Origin of the sequence: Candidatus Desulforudis audaxviator MP104C, assembly GCF_000018425.1 — a bacterium.
Taxonomy (GTDB): Bacteria; Bacillota; Desulfotomaculia; order Desulfotomaculales; family Desulforudaceae; genus Desulforudis; species Desulforudis audaxviator.
This window is the reverse complement of record NC_010424.1, coordinates 484,763-500,479: the sequence shown is the minus strand read 5'-3', so window position 1 is coordinate 500,479 and position 15,717 is coordinate 484,763. Positions and strand designations below refer to the sequence as shown.

The following is a 15,717-nucleotide window of genomic DNA, read 5'->3' as shown; positions in this document are numbered from 1 at the left end:
GACCCTGTGTGAACAAGGTGCTGCAGTTGCAGCCCTACTTAGAGGAATGGCACGCACGGGGCCTGGACGTTGTCCTGATTACCGCCGACCGGGAAAAGCAGTTGGCGGACTTCATCGCCAAGCACGACCTGAAGGTCGAAGTCCTGCTCGACGGCAAGCGCGAGGTGGGCCGGCTCTACCGGATCCAGGGCATCCCGGTGACCGTGTACCTGGACCGCGAAGGCGTTGTCCGGCACAGCTCCATCGGCTGGGGTCCAACCAGCCTGGATGGCACGCTCCATCTGGCCGAAGAACTCCTGAACTGAAAAAGGTAAAAAGGGGCCTGGCCCCTTTTTACCTTTCTTGACTTTCATTGTCCCCTTTGCCGGCTTGAGCGCGGGGACTGGTTCCTTTTTGTCAAAATATTCGGTAACTAAAAAACTAAAGGTTTGACCCCTACCAGGGTGGGAAGCGGAAGTGGTGGGTGATGTCGGAGGGCCAGAGCCGCAGCGCGTCGTTCTCGCGGGCCACCGGACCCGCGTTGTGAATCACGAGGGACTGTTGACGGTCCGTCCCGGAACCTCTAGTATACTGGTAACACCGGCGGGCAGGAGGATTGTGACATGCATCCCGAGAAAACCCACGACCTGAAGCACATCCTGAAGGCGGTCCGGGAGGCCCAGGGCGTGCTCACCCGGGCTCTGCCGATCAACCGGGCACCCCGGTATCTGGCGGCGAGCATCGAGGAACTCGGCCAGGTGGCCGCCCTGATTGAGAAGGATCTGGCGATCGTCAACCAGGGCGTGCGGGAGGAATTTCAGAAAACCACGGGGGCCACCGTGCTCCGCGGGCTGCTCACCATCCTAAAGCAGGCCGGCTGCTCCGTGGTCGACGAACAGTACGACTGCCTGCTGGGCCAGATGCTGGTCGACCTGAGTTTCACCGAGGGTGAACACACCCTCTCGGTGCGCGTCTACGAAACCGGGGAACTGGAGTATCACAACGTGGACTACCACGACCCGGAGGTGTTCGCCGCGCAGCTCGGCCTCCTAATCGACGGCGGTCCGGGCAAGCACGCCTGACGGATGACTCAGGCAGATTGAAGCTGGTCCCGCAGCTCCATGGTCTTGCGCACGTCCACCCCGTCCGCGAGCCAGGTGAAACCGAACTTCATCAGCTCCACGTCGTCGGTCCGGAGGCGGGCGGCCAGTTCGTCCGCAACCCCGTATTCCTTGAGGAAGCTCGTGTCGAAGACAAATCTCCGGAACCGGTCCACGTCGTAGCAGGCCATAAAGTGCATCTCGGCCACGTGCCGGTCGAGGCTGGGCAGCCCGGTGAAGCGCAACCGGGAAGGAAGGTCCCGGAACACGGCTTCCAGCTCGTCGTAAACGAGCATTTCCTGGTCCCGCATCCAGGTCTCCACGGTCCACTCCTGCGTTTCCCTGAGCCCCAGGCACTGCGAGTCGTTGAAGATGAAATGGTACTCCCCGCGGCTGTTGACGTCGATCGGCGCCATGCGGCAGGCCCAGGGACGGTCGGAGTAGATGCGACAGCCTTGCGGGGTGACGAAGTGGCAGAGCTTCTCCGCGTCATCCCGCATGTCGAGCCTCACAATAAAAAGCCCCGCCTTAGTGCCGAGCCTGGCGGTATAAGTGCTCAAAAACTCCCCGGAAGTCAGCCCCAACCTGTTCTTCATCCGCACCACGTCGTACGGAGACAGATAGATGTCAATGTCCCGGCAGCACGAGTTGTAACACGGGAGGCCCGGGTGGCAGGAACACCGGAACGTCTCGTGAGCCTCGAATATCGGGCTCCCGTTCAAAGCCACCCGCCGCTTCTTTTTCTCCAAATCAACCCTCATCCTCTCACCTTGTTGTTTCCCGACCCTAAAAGGTATTGTAAACTTTTCTTTGTGCCCCGCGCAAACCCCTGCCCCGGCCCAGTTCGAAACGCTGAAACCGCGGGATTCGTCAGGATGCCGCCCAAAAAACTGACGGCACTACCATTTCTGTGGTAGCATGGTGGGAAAGCCCATAAATGACATCGTCACTTAAGTCTTGTCTGACTGCGGCAAGGAAGCAGGCATGGGCTTCTGGGAGGAGGTTAACCTCGTGCACGTTGTGATCACGGGGGGTAAAGGTTTTGTAGGCCGGGCTTTATCCCGGCATCTGGCCGACCGCGGACACCGGGTGACTGTGTTGACCCGCGGTGCGCCCGACGTCAAGATCGCGCCCCGGAACTTGGAAGTGGTGCGCTGGAACCCGGCCCTGCCCGACCCGGCCTTGTTCACCGGGACGGACGCCATCGTCAACCTGGCCGGCGAGTCCATCGCCCTCGGCCGCTGGTCCGCGGAGGCCAAACAGCGGATCCTTTCCAGCCGGGTGGACACAACCCGGGCGCTGGTGAACGCCCTGCAGGCCGCCGACCCCCGGCCGCGGGTTCTGGTCAGCGCCTCGGCGGTGGGTTACTACGGCGACCGGGGCAATGAGGATTTGAACGAGGAATCGGGTCCCGGAGACGACTTCCTGGCCCGCGTCTGCGTCGCCTGGGAGGCCGAGGCCCGGGCCGCGGGCGGGTTCGGCGTGCGGGTGGTCTTGGCCCGCTTCGGCATGGTACTGGGGCCGGGGGGCGGCCTCCTGTCCCGGATGATCACCCCCTTCCGGCTCGGGTTGGGCGGCCCGCTCGGCAGCGGGCGGCAGTGGATGTCGTGGGTGCACCTGGAGGACGCCGCCGCGGCCATTATGCTGGCCCTGAAAGCGGACCGGCTCCACGGCCCGATAAACGTGACTGCCCCGCACCCGGTGCGCAACCTCGAGTTCGCCCGGATCATGGGCCGGATCCTGGGCCGGCCGTCCTTTTTGCCGGTGCCGGCCGCCGCCCTGCGCCTGGTCCTGGGCGAGATGGCCGACCTCCTGCTCACCGGGCAGCGCGTGTTCCCGGCCCGCCTGAAGGCCCTTGGTTTTCAGCACCGTTTTTCGAACCTCGCCGATGCACTCAAAGACGCGCTGGGGAAAAGCGATTAGGGAAAGCAAGGTCAGGAAACCATCTCGGAATAGGCCGGCGGGGTGTGCAACCAGGCCTTGGCCTTGCCGTACTTTATCAGCCGGTCAAAGAGCCTTAACTCCGTAAAGAGGAAATCGGTGTATACCCGGCGCAGGGAATCATTCCTGGTGGTTTCGACGATGGCTCTCAGGTGGAGGTCTATGGCCTCCTGGATCCCCCGGGTGAGCGTCCGGTAAGTGAACCGGTCTTCGAGGGTTTCCGGGTCGACAGGCGCCTTCACCGATTCCGGCGGCCTGGGCGGCAGCGGGATTTCAAACTGGAGCATGGCTTTCTCCAGCCGGTCGATCTGCTGGTCCAAGGTTCTCAGGCCAAGCTGCATGATCGCCTGGTATTCCGCGTCGTGCGCAAACGACAAGAAGAAATCGGTCAACTGCCGTTGGTCGTACCGCAAAGACAGGTGGTCCCAAAGGTGAAAGGCTTCGCCGACGTCCAGTTGTTCTTTTTGCACCGCCCTGGCGGTCTTATAGGTAGGTGCCGGGTCCTGCCACTCCTTCACCTTGCCGTATTCAATGAACACCTCGAGGACACCCAACTGCTCCCGGAGAAATCCGGTGAAGAGCGCCCGGAGACGGTCGTTGGTCGTGGAGGTCCGCACCGCCCGGCTCATCGCGAAGGCATCCTCCACCACCTGCCGCGAGACCAGCCGGTAGATGAAAGCATCGGTGATAAAATGCCCCTTTTGGGAAGTCTTCGCATCTTTGGCCGGCTTCTCCGGCATTTTTATGTCAAAATACTTGAGCTCGTCTTCAAGAACCTGGACCTGCCGGTCGTAGGCGTCCGCGACCCGGTTCACCGCGACGGCGAAGTCCCGGTCGTGGATGAAGTTCCGATGGATCTGGATGCCTTCGATGTTGTGGTACCTCGTCCGCAGTTGCAGCCAAAGGTTAAAAGCCTCTTCAATGTCCAGACCTTCCTTTACCCCCGGGTTTCTCTTGAAAACAGACAGGTCTAGTCTGGGAATAAGTTCCACCCACCAAAACCCTCCTCTCGGCCGTCGGTCGGCCGTTCAAAAATACGAATCACTACTAGAGTGTCCTTCGCCGGGGTCAACCATTCGTTGACTTGATGGTCTGGCCGCCGGCCGAAAAAAACACGGACCCTGGGTTCAGGTCCGTGCTAAGAGTTGCTTTTCCGCCATTCTTTTCCAACGGCGCGGCCCGCCGGTCCGGCGGGCCGCGGCTTGGCGGTCCGGGTGCCCTAAGCCAGCCCCGCCTCCTTCAGCCGGCGCATCATAAAGGCCCGAGCCTCGTAGTGGGCTTCATCGTCCTCTACGGGGATCAGACGGACCAGATCCGGTGGCAATTTCCCCATCACGATGCCCTTGCCCTGGGTCTCGAAGATCAGGTACAGGTGTTCGTGCTCCTGGATCTGGACGGCGTAATCCCCCTTCTTGACGGTGAAGATGGGCAGGATGTCCGGGCTGTCCAGGAAAATGTCCACGGCGTCCTGAAGTTCCACTTTTCTCGTTCTTGGTTTCAACTTCTAATCCCCTCCATCCAGATACCGTATTTCGCCCCTGATCTCCCGCCCGAGATGGAGCAGGCCGTACGAAGCACGGGGCTGCCGGCGGCGGTCGGTAGGCGATCCGGGGTTGAAAAGCAGCACGCCGCCGTGCCGCTCGCAGTACGGCGCGTGGGTATGGCCGAACACAATGCAATGCGCCTCGGGGAAGGCGGCTAGGACACGGGCCTCAACGCCCCCGTACCCCCCGTGCCCGTGGAGCACGCCGATCCGGAAACCCTCCAGTTCCAGGAGCCTGGTTTCGCCAAGCTTTCGCCGGACCTCCCACGAATCCATGTTCCCGGCCACGGCCACGACCGGCGCCAGGCGGGACAGTTCGTCCAGCACTTCCAACTCGGTCAGGTCCCCGGCGTGAATGACGAGGTTCACCCGCGCGAAGGTCTCAAGCACCGGAGTGGGGACCGTCCGGGCCCGGGTGGGAATATGGGTGTCCGCGATGACGCCGATAATGATCTGGCTCACTCCTGGTGGTTGACTTTCCGGTCCACTGCGGTGGGAATCCGTCAACTTTACTGTGCCCACCGCGCGGACTAAAAATTTTTTCTACAGGCCGGAACAGAATCCCTCCTCGGCCGGACGAATCGATGTCATTAATCAGTGCGGAAGCGCTCGTGATGCTCATCTCCTTTCGGTCCGGGGGAAACGCTTTCCTGGGCCGTTTTTTGTCAAAAGAAGACGTGCGGTCAAGTGATCTAAAGTTGTTTGCACCAGCTGGGCCGGCCGGCCGAAAATACGGGCATGAATAAAAACCCAGGCTGCTTGACAATAATATTGTTAGGTTATATACAATTGATTTAGTAGATAGGCTAATGTCAGGGGGGTTATGCTAGTGGTCAGGATCAGTGATAGAGAGCCTGTATACGCGATTGGGATAGTGGCCGAAATGCTGGAGATCCACCCTCGGACGCTCCGTATCTACGAGGAGTGCGGCCTGATCAGGCCGGCCCGGACCAGGGGCAACATCCGGCTGTATTCGCAGGCGGACCTGGAACTGATCCAGAGGGTACGCTACCTGACCCAGGTGAAGGGGGTCAACCTGGCCGGGGTGCGGATTATCCTCCAACTGGAGGAGATTCTGGGGCCGGTGATCACGGGGTCACACGAAAAACAGGAAAGGGAACAAGGTCGGGGGAGTTCAGGTGCCAACAACAATTCATCCGGAGGTGTTAAGTGATGGCTTTGATGAGGTGGGATCCGTTCCGTGACATGCAGAACCTGCAACGGGCCATGAACCGCCTGTTTGACGAAAGCCTGCTCCGCTCCGTGGAGCGTGACTACCACGAAACGTTCGGCAGCGTCGACCTTTTCGAGACGGCGGACAGTCTGATCGTCTACACCGATGTGCCCGGGGTGAAGCAGGAAGATATCAAGATCCAGATTCTCGGGAACCAGCTCGTAATCCAGGCGGAACGGGCGCAGACAGTGCCGGAGAACTCCCGGCAATTGCGGCTGGAACGGCCGTACGGAACGTGCCAGAGGAGTTTCACCATCGGCGTTCCGGTGAAGCAGGACGCCGTCAAGGCCACCCTGCGCAACGGGGTGCTGGAGATTGTGCTGCCCAAGTCCGATGAGTCGCGGCCGAAGCAGATCGAAATTCTTGCAGAATAGCGTTGGTTGAGGTGGCTCACTCTCCCCCGACTTTGTTTTTTGGTGGCGAGGAGGTCTCTGCCCCCTCGCTTTTCCCTTAATTAGATTAATGCCTTAAATAATACCTGGTGAAGGAGGTGTGCCGGATTGGAATACAAGGATTACTACGCCATTCTCGGTGTGGACCGGAAAGCCGATCAGAAGCAGATCAAGGCGGCCTACCGCAAGCTGGCGCGGAAATACCACCCCGACCAGAGCAAGGAACGGGACGCAGCCGCCCGTTTCAAGGAAATCAGCGAGGCTTACGAGGTGCTCGGCAATCCGGACAAGCGGGCGAAGTACGACGAGATTCCCAAAGACTGGAACGAAGCGTTCGGTTTTCACCGGGCCGATGGCGGTTTCCGGCACGCCGGGCCTTGGGGGCGGAGCCAAAACGGCGGCCAGGGGGTGCGGTTCACCTTCGGGGGCGAGGGTGCTGACGGGTTCAGCGAGTTCTTCCGGATGTTCTTTTCCGGAGAAACGGAAGGCCCGTTCGGCGGCCGGGACGTTTTCGGCGCCCGCCGCAGCGCCTACCGGGGCGCGGACCTGGAAGGCACGGTAGAAATCACTCTTTGGGAGGCCTTCCACGGCACCGAGAAGACGCTCAGCTTCAACGGGCAGACTTTCCGGCTCCGGGTGCCGCCGGGCACCGAGGACGGAACCCGGATCCGGGTGCCGAGCGGGGGTCAGCCCGGTGCTTACGGCGGGTCGGCTGGTGACCTTTACGTGCACATCCGGGTGCGGCCCCACCACTTCTTCGCGTTGAAGGGGCGGGACCTGGAATGCACGCTCCCGGTAACGGTACCCGAGGCCGCCCTCGGTGCCAAGGTAGAATTCCCCTATTTGAAAGGGACGGTGAGCGTAAACATTCCCCCCGGCAGCCAAAACGGCACCATCTTACGGCTGAAGCGGCTCGGGCTCCCGGGCGCGGACGGCAAGCCGCCCGGTAACCTGCTGGTCCGGCTGGAAATCCGCATCCCGGAGCGGCCCACCGCCGAGGAGAAGGAATTGTTCGAGAAACTGCGGCACGTTTCCCGGTTCAACCCGCGCACGGGTCTGGTTGTATAGATGTTGCGGTCAAAAAGGCATTCAATCAGGAGGGATTATGATGCGGTTGGATAAACTGACCATCCGGGCCCAGGAAGCGTTTGAGGCCGCTAGGGCCGCGGCCGAACAGTACAATCACCAGGCGATCGACTCGGAACACCTGCTGGCCGGCCTGCTGCAACCGGAACAGAGTACGGTGCACCTGATTCTGGGCCGCCTCGAGGTCACTCCGGCCGCACTCCTGGAGCGCCTCCGGGAGGAACTGAAGCGCAAGCCCCGGGTGTCCGGCGCCGGCACCGGGCAGGTATACGTCACGCCCAACGTACAGAAGGTGCTGGAGCAGGCCTGGGCGGAAGCCGGCAAGCTCAAGGACGAGTTTTTGAGCACCGAGCACCTTTTGCTGGCCCTGGCCGGCCCCGACGGCGGCAACGCGGGTGGGCTCCTGAAACAGCACGGCGTGACGCCCGACCGGATCCTCCAGGCACTGAAGGAGGTTCGGGGCACGCAGCGGGTGACCGACCCCAACCCGGAGGACAAATATCGGGCGCTGGACCGGTTCACCCAGGACCTAACCAAGCTCGCCGCCCAGAACAAACTGGACCCGGTCATCGGCCGGGACGACGAAATCCGGCGGGTGATGCAGGTCCTGTCGCGGCGCACCAAGAACAACCCGGTGCTCATCGGCGAGCCCGGCGTGGGCAAGACGGCGATCGCCGAGGGACTCGCCCGGCGAATCAACGCCGGGGACGTTCCCGAAACTCTGAAAAACAAGCGCCTGCTCGCCTTCGATATCGGCGCGCTGGTGGCCGGGGCGAAATACCGGGGCGAATTCGAGGACCGGCTGAAGGCGGTGCTCAAGGAGATCACCGAGAGCCACGGTGAAATCATCCTGTTCATTGACGAACTGCACACCCTGGTCGGGGCCGGCAAGGCCGAAGGAGCGATCGACGCCGCCAACATGCTGAAGCCCGCCCTGGCCCGGGGTGAGCTGCGGTGCATCGGGGCCACCACTCTGGACGAGTACCGGAAGCACATCGAGAAGGACCCGGCGCTGGAACGGCGCTTCCAGCCGGTGTACGTCGGAGAGCCCGACGCGGCCGACACGATCGCCATCCTGCGCGGGTTGAAGGAACGGTACGAAGTGCACCACGGGGTGCGCATCAAGGACTCCGCCCTGGTGGCGGCCGCCACCCTGTCGGACCGGTACATCACCGAGCGGTTCCTGCCCGACAAGGCGATCGACCTCATTGACGAGGCGGCCGCCAAGCTCCGGACGGAACTCGACTCGCGGCCGGCGGAGATCGACGAGGTGGACCGGCGCGTACGCCAGTTGGAAGTGGAGCGCCAGGCCCTCCTCAAGGAGGAGGACGAAGCCAGCCGGGAAAGGCTGGCCCGACTCGAAGAGGAAAAGGCACGCGCCGAAGAGCGGCTGGCGAAGCTCCAGGCGTTGTGGGACGAGGAAAAGAACTTGATCCAGCAGGGCCGGCTGCTCAAGGAGCGGATCGAGGACGCCCGGACCGAGGACGAGGCGGCCGAGCGGAACGCCGACTTCACCCGGATGGCTGAAATCCGCTACGGGATCATTCCCGCGCTCCAGAAAGAGCTGGCCGAACTGAAAACCCGCCTCGAGAACCGGCCCGGGCGGCTGCTCAAGGAAGAAGTCGACGAGCAGGACGTGGCCGAGATCGTGGCCAAGTGGACCGGCATTCCGGTGTCCCGGATGCTCGAGGGCGAAACCGAGAGACTGATCCGGCTCGAGGAGAACCTCCACCGCCGGGTCGTCGGGCAGCACCACGCGGTGACCGCCGTCGCGGACGCCATCCGGCGCGCCCGGGCCGGCATTGGGGACCCGAACCGGCCGATGGGCTCCTTCATGTTCCTGGGGCCGACCGGGGTGGGCAAGACCGAACTGGCCAAGGCGCTGGCCGAGTTCCTGTTCAACGACGAGCGCGCCCTGCAACGGTTTGACATGAGCGAGTACATGGAGAAGCACGCCGTCGCGCGTCTGATCGGGGCGCCCCCGGGGTACGTGGGGTACGAGGAAGGCGGGCAGCTCACCGAAACGGTGCGCCGCCGGCCTTACGCCGTGCTGCTCTTCGACGAGATGGAAAAGGCGCACCCGGAGGTGTTCAACATTCTGCTCCAGCTCCTGGACGACGGGCGGCTGACCGACGGGCACGGCCGGACGGTGGACTTCACTAACACGGTGGTGATCATGACCTCCAACGTGGGCAGCCACTACTTCCGGGAAATGGCCGGGCGGCCCCGGACGGAGATCGAGGGGCTGGTCCTGGAGACCCTGCGGCAGCACCTGCGGCCCGAGTTCCTGAACCGGATCGACGAGATCCTGGTGTTCGAGCCGCTGGGCGCGGAGCACCTGCAGGCCATCGTCGACATCCAGCTGGAACGCCTGGCCGCCAGGCTGGCCAAACAGAACATCACCCTGGAGGTCACGGCGGAGGCCAAGGAACTGCTGGCGCGGGAGGGATACGACCAGGTGTACGGGGCCCGGCCCCTGAAGCGGGTGATCCAGAAGCGCCTGGAAAACCCCCTGGCCAAGAGCATCCTCGCCGGGGAAATCACCCCCGGCCAGGAAGTCCGGGTGACCCTCGGGGACAACGGCACCCTCCTCTTCACCCCGGCCTAGAAAAAGGTGTCAGACACCTTTTTACCTTTTGACTTTCGTCTCAGGGGTCAGCCTCCCAGCCAGGAGCCTGACCCCTTCCTAACTATCTCTTCGAGTTAGGGATCAGGATTAACTTTTTGATTTTCTTTGACCTATTGTCTTAACCCCATATTTTTCAAAAAGGGATTTCTTTAGCCAGCCATTACGGCAATTCTTGGTTTTGGCCTTCTTAGTGACCCCTATTGTTGATTGGCGCCGGGTTTTTGGTTAGGATGGAGAGGGTGATGAGATGGGCGTGGTGAGCCTGCAATTCCGGAACTACGAGACCTCCGTGACGGATGCGCTCAAGCGCCTCGGCTTGGAGTCGGTCTTACAGCGGCAACGGCGGATCGTGATCAAGCCCAACCTGGTACTGCCGGAACCGCCCCCGGTGACCACCAACGTTGCTTGCGTCGAGGCCGTAGCCCGCTTCTGCCTGGAACGGTCCCCCGCCGAGGTGGTGGTGGCCGAGGGCTCCGGCGGCACGGACACCGAACGGTGCTTTGAGATACTCGGCTACCAGGCAATGGCCCGGCGTCTGGGCATCAGACTGGTAGACCTGGACCGGGCGCGTTTCACCATAAAAAGTGATCCCCGGGCCGTGCTGTATGACCGCTTCCCCCTGCCCACCATCCTGGACGGTGCCTTTGTCATCTCCGTGCCCGTACTCAAAGAACACTCCATGACCACCGTCACCCTGAGCCTGAAAAACATGATCGGCATCTGCCCGGCCAGCGAGTTCAGCGGGTTCTGGAGCTTCCGCAAATCCCGGGTGCACCAGACCGACCTTAACCGGGCTATCCTGGACATCAACCTCTACTGTCCGATAAACCTGGCCGTAATCGACGGCGCGGTGGGCCTGCGCGGCTCGCACCTCCGGGGCGTACCCCTGGACCCGCCAGCCCGCATGATCGTGGCCGGAACGGACCCGGTTGCCGTAGACGCCGCGGGGGCCCGTCTCCTGGGATACCACTGGACGCAAGTAACCCACCTCCGCCAAGCCCAAGGCCTCTTTGGCTGCGCTCCGGACAACTGAAGCCCAAAAACAAGATCCGGTGCAAAAGGCAGCGAAAAATACGAAACCTTTGCCCCTATGTAATTCGTCTATGAATTACCGGGACATCTTTGGTCCGGCGGTCCAATGCACATGCTAACCCAAAACCCAGCGTTCTTGAGGAGGTTTGCTTCTATGCTGCTTAAAACCGGTGCCTGTCGCTTCGTCCTTTCTCTCCTGCTGATCACAGCCCTGCTTACCGGGTGCGCGATTCGGCCCGGTCCGGGTCCCGCACCCGCTCCGGAGCCCGGTCCGCCGGGTCCGGCCGATCCGCCGAAGCCTGCCTACAACCTGAGCGGGGGCTTCGCCCGTCCCGCCTACGATACCCTCCCGGTGGAGATCCGGAATTGGGTTGACAACTCCCGGCAGATCATGCTCGGCCAGTCCAGGTTGTTCGGCAACTACCTGTACATTCTGGTCACCTACGGTGAAAAGCCGACCGGCGGTCACCACGTGAACATCACCAATGTTGTGGAAACTCCGGAGGCGCTGGTGGTGAAAGTTGACCTTCTCGACCCGCCGCCCGGCCAACCGGTAACCCAGGCGTTTACCTACCCGTACGACCTGGTGGTGACCGCGCCCACGGACCGGGAGATCCGGTTCGACACCACCGTCGAGTGGCCCCGTGTACCCACCCTGCTGGGCATCGACCATCTGGAACCCATCGTGGCCGGCCGGGGCGGCATCCGCGTGTTCGCCCCGGCGCCGGACAGCACGGTGCCCGACCAGTTCGTCTTCCGGGGCATTGCCAACACCTTCGAAGGCAACGTCAACTACCGGGTGGAGACCAGGGATGGGAAACCTCTGCTGGAGCATTTCACGACTGGAGCCCAGGGCGACTGGGGCCATTTCCAGGAAATTGTGGAGTTGCCGGCGGAAGCGCCGGAGGCACTGGTCCTGCGCGTCTTCACCTACAGCCCCAAGGACGGCTCCGTCGAAGGAGACTTTGAAATCCCGATCACCCTGCGCCGATAAATCGCAGGATTTATCATCTTCTATACCCATGACAAAAAAAGAGGTGGGTCCTTAAAGAGTCCCACCTCTCCACCCTGTCCGGTTGTCAAACCCGATGCTTTGCCCCACTCCCCACTTGGTGGCTTTCAAGCTCCGGTGGAGGGTTTATTTGCCCGCCTCCTGACGCGTAAGGGTATCGAAGAGCATTCCTTCTCCGGCAAACGGGTGCTCGTCGGTGCCGACCTGTATTCCCTCCACCTCCAGGATCAGGTCGGTGATTTCTTCAAACTCGGTGCCCGTATAGGTCAGTTGCTGGAGCACGCCGAGCACCCTGGCCGAGCCGCCGATCTGCTCCAGCTCCGCGCTGAAGTTCAGAGTGGCGTACGGCGGGCTCACCTCCACATTCAGTAGTTTCACGTCAGCCGGCAACTGGCTGTACAGCCGGCCGACCTCCTCTGCGGAAGGTCCTTTCAAGAGTTCTTCCATTGCGGCGCGCAAACGCGCCTCCAGGGTGTCCTCCTTCAGAGTTACCTCCCGGACCACCGGTTCCAGGGTCGTCCCATCGCTGTTCAGGAAAAAGTACACGGTCACCTCGGCGGTCACCGGCGGCGGCACCACCGCCCTGGAGCCCCCGCAGCCCGCCGAAAACGCGAGCAATCCGATCAACAACAGCACCACTATGGGCCTTGCCGCTCGATCCATTCTGCAAGTCCTCCTTAAAAAAAATACCCGGCAATACCCGGCGCCCCCTCATGCCTGTCTTTGCCGGGAACTATACCAAAGAGTTCGCGGTCCCCCGCCGTTTCTCCTGCCCGCCGGTTCACAAGGCCAAAATACATCCCCCGCCAGCGAGGTTATCTCGCGGATATTCCTTTTCCAGGGGATCGAACCGGAGATTCAGGGAAACGGTGCGGGGTCGAGGGAAATCGGCGGGGCCGCTTGGCTTTCGGGATTTTTCAGGGGGAACCAACTAGCTTTGCGGACGCATGGGAATCTGCAGGATGAAACGGGTGTCACCGGGTTCGGAACGGCAGGTAAGCGTCCCCCCATGATCCAGGGCCACCCGCCGGGAAATGGCCAGGCCCAGGCCGGTACCCATGGCCCTGGTGGAAAAGAAGGGGGCGAACACTTTCTCCCTCAGGTCATCCGGGATTCCCGGACCGTTGTCCACCACTTCCAGAAAGGCCCGGTGGTGCCGCTGGTAGGTCCGCACCCTCACTTTCCCGCCCCGGCCGGCGGCCTCGAAGGCGTTGCCGACCAGGTTGAACACAACCTGTGTCAAGCCTGCGGGATCCCCGTTTATCTCCACCGGAGACGAGTCCAATTCGATCTCCAGATTCGCGTCCCGGCGGAGGGCCTCGGTTTCCAGGAGATGGCGTACACCGGTCAGCACCTCGTTCAGATTCAGCGGAACCTTGCTCACCGCCTGCGGCCTGGCCAGATTCAGAAAGTCGTGGATGATCTGAGTCAGGCGGTCGATTTCGTCAAGCACGGTCTGATAGTAGGGCTTCAAGGCATCCATGCCCTCTCCCTTTTTCTCCGAAAGCAGCTGAACGTATCCCCTGATCACCGTCAGGGGGTTGCGGATCTCGTGAGCCACGCCCGCCGCCATTTCCCCGACGGAAGCCAGATACGACGACCGGCGGAGTTCCTGTTCCAGTCGCCACGTTTCGGACACGTTTTCCAGGATGAAGACCATATCTTCCCCGGTGTCGGAGCGCTGTACCGTCCGGCGCACGCGGTACTGCCGGTCTTCAAATTCGATTTCAATGCCCGTGACACTCGGGTCGGCCTCGGCCGGGCTGTAAAAGTCCCGCGGAGACACCACCAGCAGCGCACAGAGTCTCTCCTCGACCGGGCCGATGTGGTGATTGCGGTAGGTCACTGCCCCGGACTCATTCACCACGCAAATGCCCAACGGAAGCCCGTCGATCAGGTTTTTCAAGGTCGTCCGCTGCCGGTCCAGTTCACCGACCAGGCTCCGGTTCATGTCGGTGATGCCGCCGATCAAATAGGCCGCCGACATAAGGATGATCACGGAAGCGACAAAGACCTCCGAATACGCCAGCTCCTCGGAAAGGTAAACGTATCCCGTAATCAGCACGCACAGCACACCGGCGCATGCCATTCCCAGCCGCTTCCCGTAGTTCAGGCTGACGAGGATAACGGGAACCAGAGCCAGGAAAAACATCCCCTGCCCAAGCGTCAGCGTCAGCACACAGACGCAGATCACGACGAGCAGAACGACCTGTTCAACGCCCGCCGGTCTTGCACTGGGGAGCCTTGCCTGGCGCAGGCGGAGAAAAACCAGAACGGCCAACAGCGGGATCACCCATGCCAGGGTGGGCAACGCGATATCAGTTTGCCTGGTAAAACCGGGACGGGAGTCGGCCGGTCCGTCCCCGACGAACAACAAGAACAAAGGAAGAGAGCAGGCCAGCAGGAGTAAGAGGTGGGCACCCCAGGACAGTTCGGTGATTTCCCGGACATACCGCTCGAAGATGCTGTCCGGCTCAAAGTCGTTTTTCACACGGTACCCCCAATCAAGGACAACGGGGCATAACGGACTATGCCCCGCGATCCCCACCGGCAGCCCTGCCGGGAAAAAGCGTCAGTTTTCGGCGGCGCACCAGCAACGCCGCTGCCAGGAGCAGCGCGACAACCGGTAGGCGGCCCAGAAGCCACAGGCCCGGATCCTGGTCGACCTCGGTCAGGCTCCTCACTATGGTCATACCGGCCAATTCAAATACAATCAGCAAGACCACGCTGATGCTGGCGGCCACTACCGTCCGGCCGACGGAAATGGAGAACAACGCGGACACCAGCAGCGCCAGGATGATGACAGCCAGCACGGTGTGGGCTCCGAAATGCAGGGGCAGGCCGCGCGCCGCAAGTACGCCGGCAAAATACAGGACAGTAACCGGCAGTAACCTGGGCCATTTCCAGGCCGCCCCCAGCAAGGCCGTACACAGCAGCACCAACGCCAGGGTTTCGGCCAGGCCGTAAACATAAAAGGTCATTAAGTCTGTCATGCCCGTTCACGCAGTACGTCCGGGACTTCCGGTTCGTACCAGGTAAAATTACAGGCAAAAGCGGTGCTGATCAGGGCCATCCAGGCGGCCGCCGCGGCCAGGAGAATGAAAAGACTTCTTTTCATCGATTCTCACCTCCCCCACATTGTTTTGATTGAGGTTCGGGCACCAGGGCCTGACCCTGTACACCCAGTCCCAGAAGCACCGGAAGCACCAACGCCGCGGAAACCCCCGCAACCTGCGCCCAAGCGATTACCCCGGCCCAGAACGCCCAGACGATTACAGCCCACCTTTTCAGCCTCCGTCCCCGCTCCCTGCTGATGGGTTTGTTGGGCGTGTCCCGAGGCGCAAACCGGAGCACGGTGTACATCAGGAATAAAAGTATGCCGGCCGAAATCCCGTAAAGCGGCGGTCCCGCCACCAGGGGACCGACGTGATACCCGATCAACCCCACCAGGCCGAACTGGACGCTGGTCAGAATGATACAGCGCACCGGCGTGGTGGTGTGTCCCCCGCCGCCGGCCAGCCGCATGGTCCCGGAGGCAACGTAGCCAGCCAGCGCGTAAGGCAGCACCCCGGCGGCCCAACCCACGCCAGCGACGCCGAACATCCCACCTAGATTGTACAGGCCGACTTTCAGGCCGTACTCGATAACGTCGACATTCCGGCCGCTTTCCCGGGAAAGGTTGACGGCAAGGGCTCTGAGCTGAGACATATCTTCATGCACCCGACACATAAACTGTCTCTCGTTTTGTTTTCGCCATCTTCAATGTTAA

General features: G+C 61.8%; 18 protein-coding genes. 9 read left to right on the top strand and 9 right to left on the bottom strand.

What is annotated here, in order from left to right; translation table 11 throughout:
• The first annotated feature begins 8 nt into the window (after positions 1 to 8).
• Positions 9 to 305, top strand: a complete 297-nt coding sequence (locus DAUD_RS02380) for a peroxiredoxin family protein (protein WP_012301597.1) — start codon at positions 9 to 11, stop codon at positions 303 to 305.
• Positions 306 to 602: 297 nt separating this feature from the next.
• Positions 603 to 1,061: a hypothetical protein gene (locus DAUD_RS02375; RefSeq protein WP_012301596.1), complete on the top strand. Its 459-nt coding sequence runs from the start codon at positions 603 to 605 to the stop codon at positions 1,059 to 1,061.
• Positions 1,062 to 1,069: 8 nt separating this feature from the next.
• Here DAUD_RS02375 and DAUD_RS02370 read toward each other — a convergent pair whose 3' ends face one another.
• The gene (locus tag DAUD_RS02370) at positions 1,070 to 1,828 is read right to left on the bottom strand and encodes a YkgJ family cysteine cluster protein (protein ID WP_166485073.1); all 759 of its coding nucleotides are present in this window, start codon (positions 1,826 to 1,828) and stop codon (positions 1,070 to 1,072) included.
• 262 nt (positions 1,829 to 2,090) lie between these two features.
• On the opposite strand from DAUD_RS02370, the gene DAUD_RS02365 reads away from it, so the two are divergent.
• The gene (locus DAUD_RS02365; RefSeq protein ID WP_041571068.1) at positions 2,091 to 3,002 is read left to right on the top strand and encodes a TIGR01777 family oxidoreductase; all 912 of its coding nucleotides are present in this window, start codon (positions 2,091 to 2,093) and stop codon (positions 3,000 to 3,002) included.
• A gap of 11 nt (positions 3,003 to 3,013) precedes the next feature.
• On the opposite strand, the gene DAUD_RS02360 is transcribed toward DAUD_RS02365, so the two are convergent.
• The 3 genes from DAUD_RS02360 to DAUD_RS02350 all read right to left on the bottom strand — a co-directional run bounded on the left by DAUD_RS02360 (position 3,014) and on the right by DAUD_RS02350 (position 5,025).
• Positions 3,014 to 4,012: a DUF3231 family protein gene (locus tag DAUD_RS02360; RefSeq protein ID WP_012301593.1), complete on the bottom strand. Its 999-nt coding sequence runs from the start codon at positions 4,010 to 4,012 to the stop codon at positions 3,014 to 3,016.
• 227 nt (positions 4,013 to 4,239) lie between these two features.
• The gene (locus DAUD_RS02355) at positions 4,240 to 4,521 is read right to left on the bottom strand and encodes a hypothetical protein (protein ID WP_012301592.1); all 282 of its coding nucleotides are present in this window, start codon (positions 4,519 to 4,521) and stop codon (positions 4,240 to 4,242) included.
• Positions 4,522 to 4,524: 3 nt separating this feature from the next.
• Positions 4,525 to 5,025 (bottom strand): metallophosphoesterase family protein, encoded by a 501-nt coding sequence (locus tag DAUD_RS02350; RefSeq protein WP_242647871.1) that lies wholly within the window; start codon positions 5,023 to 5,025, stop codon positions 4,525 to 4,527.
• A gap of 361 nt (positions 5,026 to 5,386) precedes the next feature.
• Here DAUD_RS02350 and DAUD_RS02345 point away from each other — a divergent pair, with 361 nt between their 5' ends.
• The 6 genes from DAUD_RS02345 to DAUD_RS02320 all read left to right on the top strand — a co-directional run bounded on the left by DAUD_RS02345 (position 5,387) and on the right by DAUD_RS02320 (position 11,930).
• Positions 5,387 to 5,737 (top strand): MerR family transcriptional regulator, encoded by a 351-nt coding sequence (locus DAUD_RS02345; protein ID WP_012301590.1) that lies wholly within the window; start codon positions 5,387 to 5,389, stop codon positions 5,735 to 5,737.
• A complete protein-coding gene (locus DAUD_RS02340; RefSeq protein ID WP_012301589.1) occupies positions 5,737 to 6,171 on the top strand; it encodes an Hsp20/alpha crystallin family protein in 435 nt (144 codons plus the stop codon). The genes DAUD_RS02345 and DAUD_RS02340 overlap by 1 nt, the downstream gene beginning before the upstream one ends.
• Positions 6,172 to 6,297: 126 nt before the next feature.
• Positions 6,298 to 7,257 carry a DnaJ C-terminal domain-containing protein gene (locus tag DAUD_RS02335; RefSeq protein ID WP_012301588.1) on the top strand — a complete coding sequence of 320 codons (960 nt, stop codon included), beginning with the start codon at positions 6,298 to 6,300 and terminating at the stop codon, positions 7,255 to 7,257.
• A 37-nt stretch (positions 7,258 to 7,294) separates the two neighbouring features.
• Positions 7,295 to 9,883: an ATP-dependent chaperone ClpB gene (gene clpB / locus DAUD_RS02330; RefSeq protein WP_012301587.1), complete on the top strand. Its 2,589-nt coding sequence runs from the start codon at positions 7,295 to 7,297 to the stop codon at positions 9,881 to 9,883.
• A gap of 268 nt (positions 9,884 to 10,151) precedes the next feature.
• Positions 10,152 to 10,937, top strand: coding sequence for a DUF362 domain-containing protein (locus DAUD_RS02325; protein WP_012301586.1), 786 nt, complete (start codon positions 10,152 to 10,154; stop codon positions 10,935 to 10,937).
• 153 nt (positions 10,938 to 11,090) lie between these two features.
• On the top strand, positions 11,091 to 11,930 hold the full coding sequence (locus DAUD_RS02320) for a Gmad2 immunoglobulin-like domain-containing protein (RefSeq protein ID WP_012301585.1): 840 nt from the start codon (positions 11,091 to 11,093) through the stop codon (positions 11,928 to 11,930).
• Positions 11,931 to 12,074: 144 nt separating this feature from the next.
• On the opposite strand, the gene DAUD_RS02315 is transcribed toward DAUD_RS02320, so the two are convergent.
• The 5 genes from DAUD_RS02315 to DAUD_RS02300 all read right to left on the bottom strand — a co-directional run bounded on the left by DAUD_RS02315 (position 12,075) and on the right by DAUD_RS02300 (position 15,656).
• The gene (locus DAUD_RS02315; protein WP_012301584.1) at positions 12,075 to 12,611 is read right to left on the bottom strand and encodes a GerMN domain-containing protein; all 537 of its coding nucleotides are present in this window, start codon (positions 12,609 to 12,611) and stop codon (positions 12,075 to 12,077) included.
• 268 nt (positions 12,612 to 12,879) lie between these two features.
• Positions 12,880 to 14,439: a two-component system sensor histidine kinase NtrB gene (locus DAUD_RS02310; RefSeq protein WP_012301583.1), complete on the bottom strand. Its 1,560-nt coding sequence runs from the start codon at positions 14,437 to 14,439 to the stop codon at positions 12,880 to 12,882.
• A gap of 37 nt (positions 14,440 to 14,476) precedes the next feature.
• The gene (locus DAUD_RS02305; RefSeq protein ID WP_166485072.1) at positions 14,477 to 14,929 is read right to left on the bottom strand and encodes a hypothetical protein; all 453 of its coding nucleotides are present in this window, start codon (positions 14,927 to 14,929) and stop codon (positions 14,477 to 14,479) included.
• An 8-nt stretch (positions 14,930 to 14,937) separates the two neighbouring features.
• Positions 14,938 to 15,066 (bottom strand): cyclic lactone autoinducer peptide, encoded by a 129-nt coding sequence (locus DAUD_RS11885; protein WP_083756562.1) that lies wholly within the window; start codon positions 15,064 to 15,066, stop codon positions 14,938 to 14,940.
• Positions 15,063 to 15,656 carry an accessory gene regulator ArgB-like protein gene (locus DAUD_RS02300; protein WP_012301581.1) on the bottom strand — a complete coding sequence of 198 codons (594 nt, stop codon included), beginning with the start codon at positions 15,654 to 15,656 and terminating at the stop codon, positions 15,063 to 15,065. Before DAUD_RS02300 ends, DAUD_RS11885 begins: the two co-directional genes overlap by 4 nt.
• Positions 15,657 to 15,717: the final 61 nt, after the last annotated feature.

Bases quoted from the DNA above. Each gene is read 5' to 3' on its own strand.
- DAUD_RS02375 (WP_012301596.1), top strand. From the start codon at position 603: ATGCATCCCGAGAAAACCCACGACCTGAAGCACATCCTGAAGGCGGTC.
- DAUD_RS02345 (WP_012301590.1), top strand. From the start codon at position 5,387: ATGCTAGTGGTCAGGATCAGTGATAGAGAGCCTGTATACGCGATTGGG.
- DAUD_RS02340 (WP_012301589.1), top strand. From the start codon at position 5,737: ATGGCTTTGATGAGGTGGGATCCGTTCCGTGACATGCAGAACCTGCAA.
- clpB (WP_012301587.1), top strand. From the start codon at position 7,295: ATGATGCGGTTGGATAAACTGACCATCCGGGCCCAGGAAGCGTTTGAG.
- DAUD_RS02325 (WP_012301586.1), top strand. From the start codon at position 10,152: ATGGGCGTGGTGAGCCTGCAATTCCGGAACTACGAGACCTCCGTGACG.
- DAUD_RS02320 (WP_012301585.1), top strand. From the start codon at position 11,091: ATGCTGCTTAAAACCGGTGCCTGTCGCTTCGTCCTTTCTCTCCTGCTG.
- DAUD_RS02315 (WP_012301584.1), bottom strand. From the start codon at position 12,611: ATGGATCGAGCGGCAAGGCCCATAGTGGTGCTGTTGTTGATCGGATTG.
- DAUD_RS02305 (WP_166485072.1), bottom strand. From the start codon at position 14,929: ATGACCTTTTATGTTTACGGCCTGGCCGAAACCCTGGCGTTGGTGCTG.
- DAUD_RS11885 (WP_083756562.1), bottom strand. From the start codon at position 15,066: ATGAAAAGAAGTCTTTTCATTCTCCTGGCCGCGGCGGCCGCCTGGATG.
- DAUD_RS02300 (WP_012301581.1), bottom strand. From the start codon at position 15,656: ATGTCTCAGCTCAGAGCCCTTGCCGTCAACCTTTCCCGGGAAAGCGGC.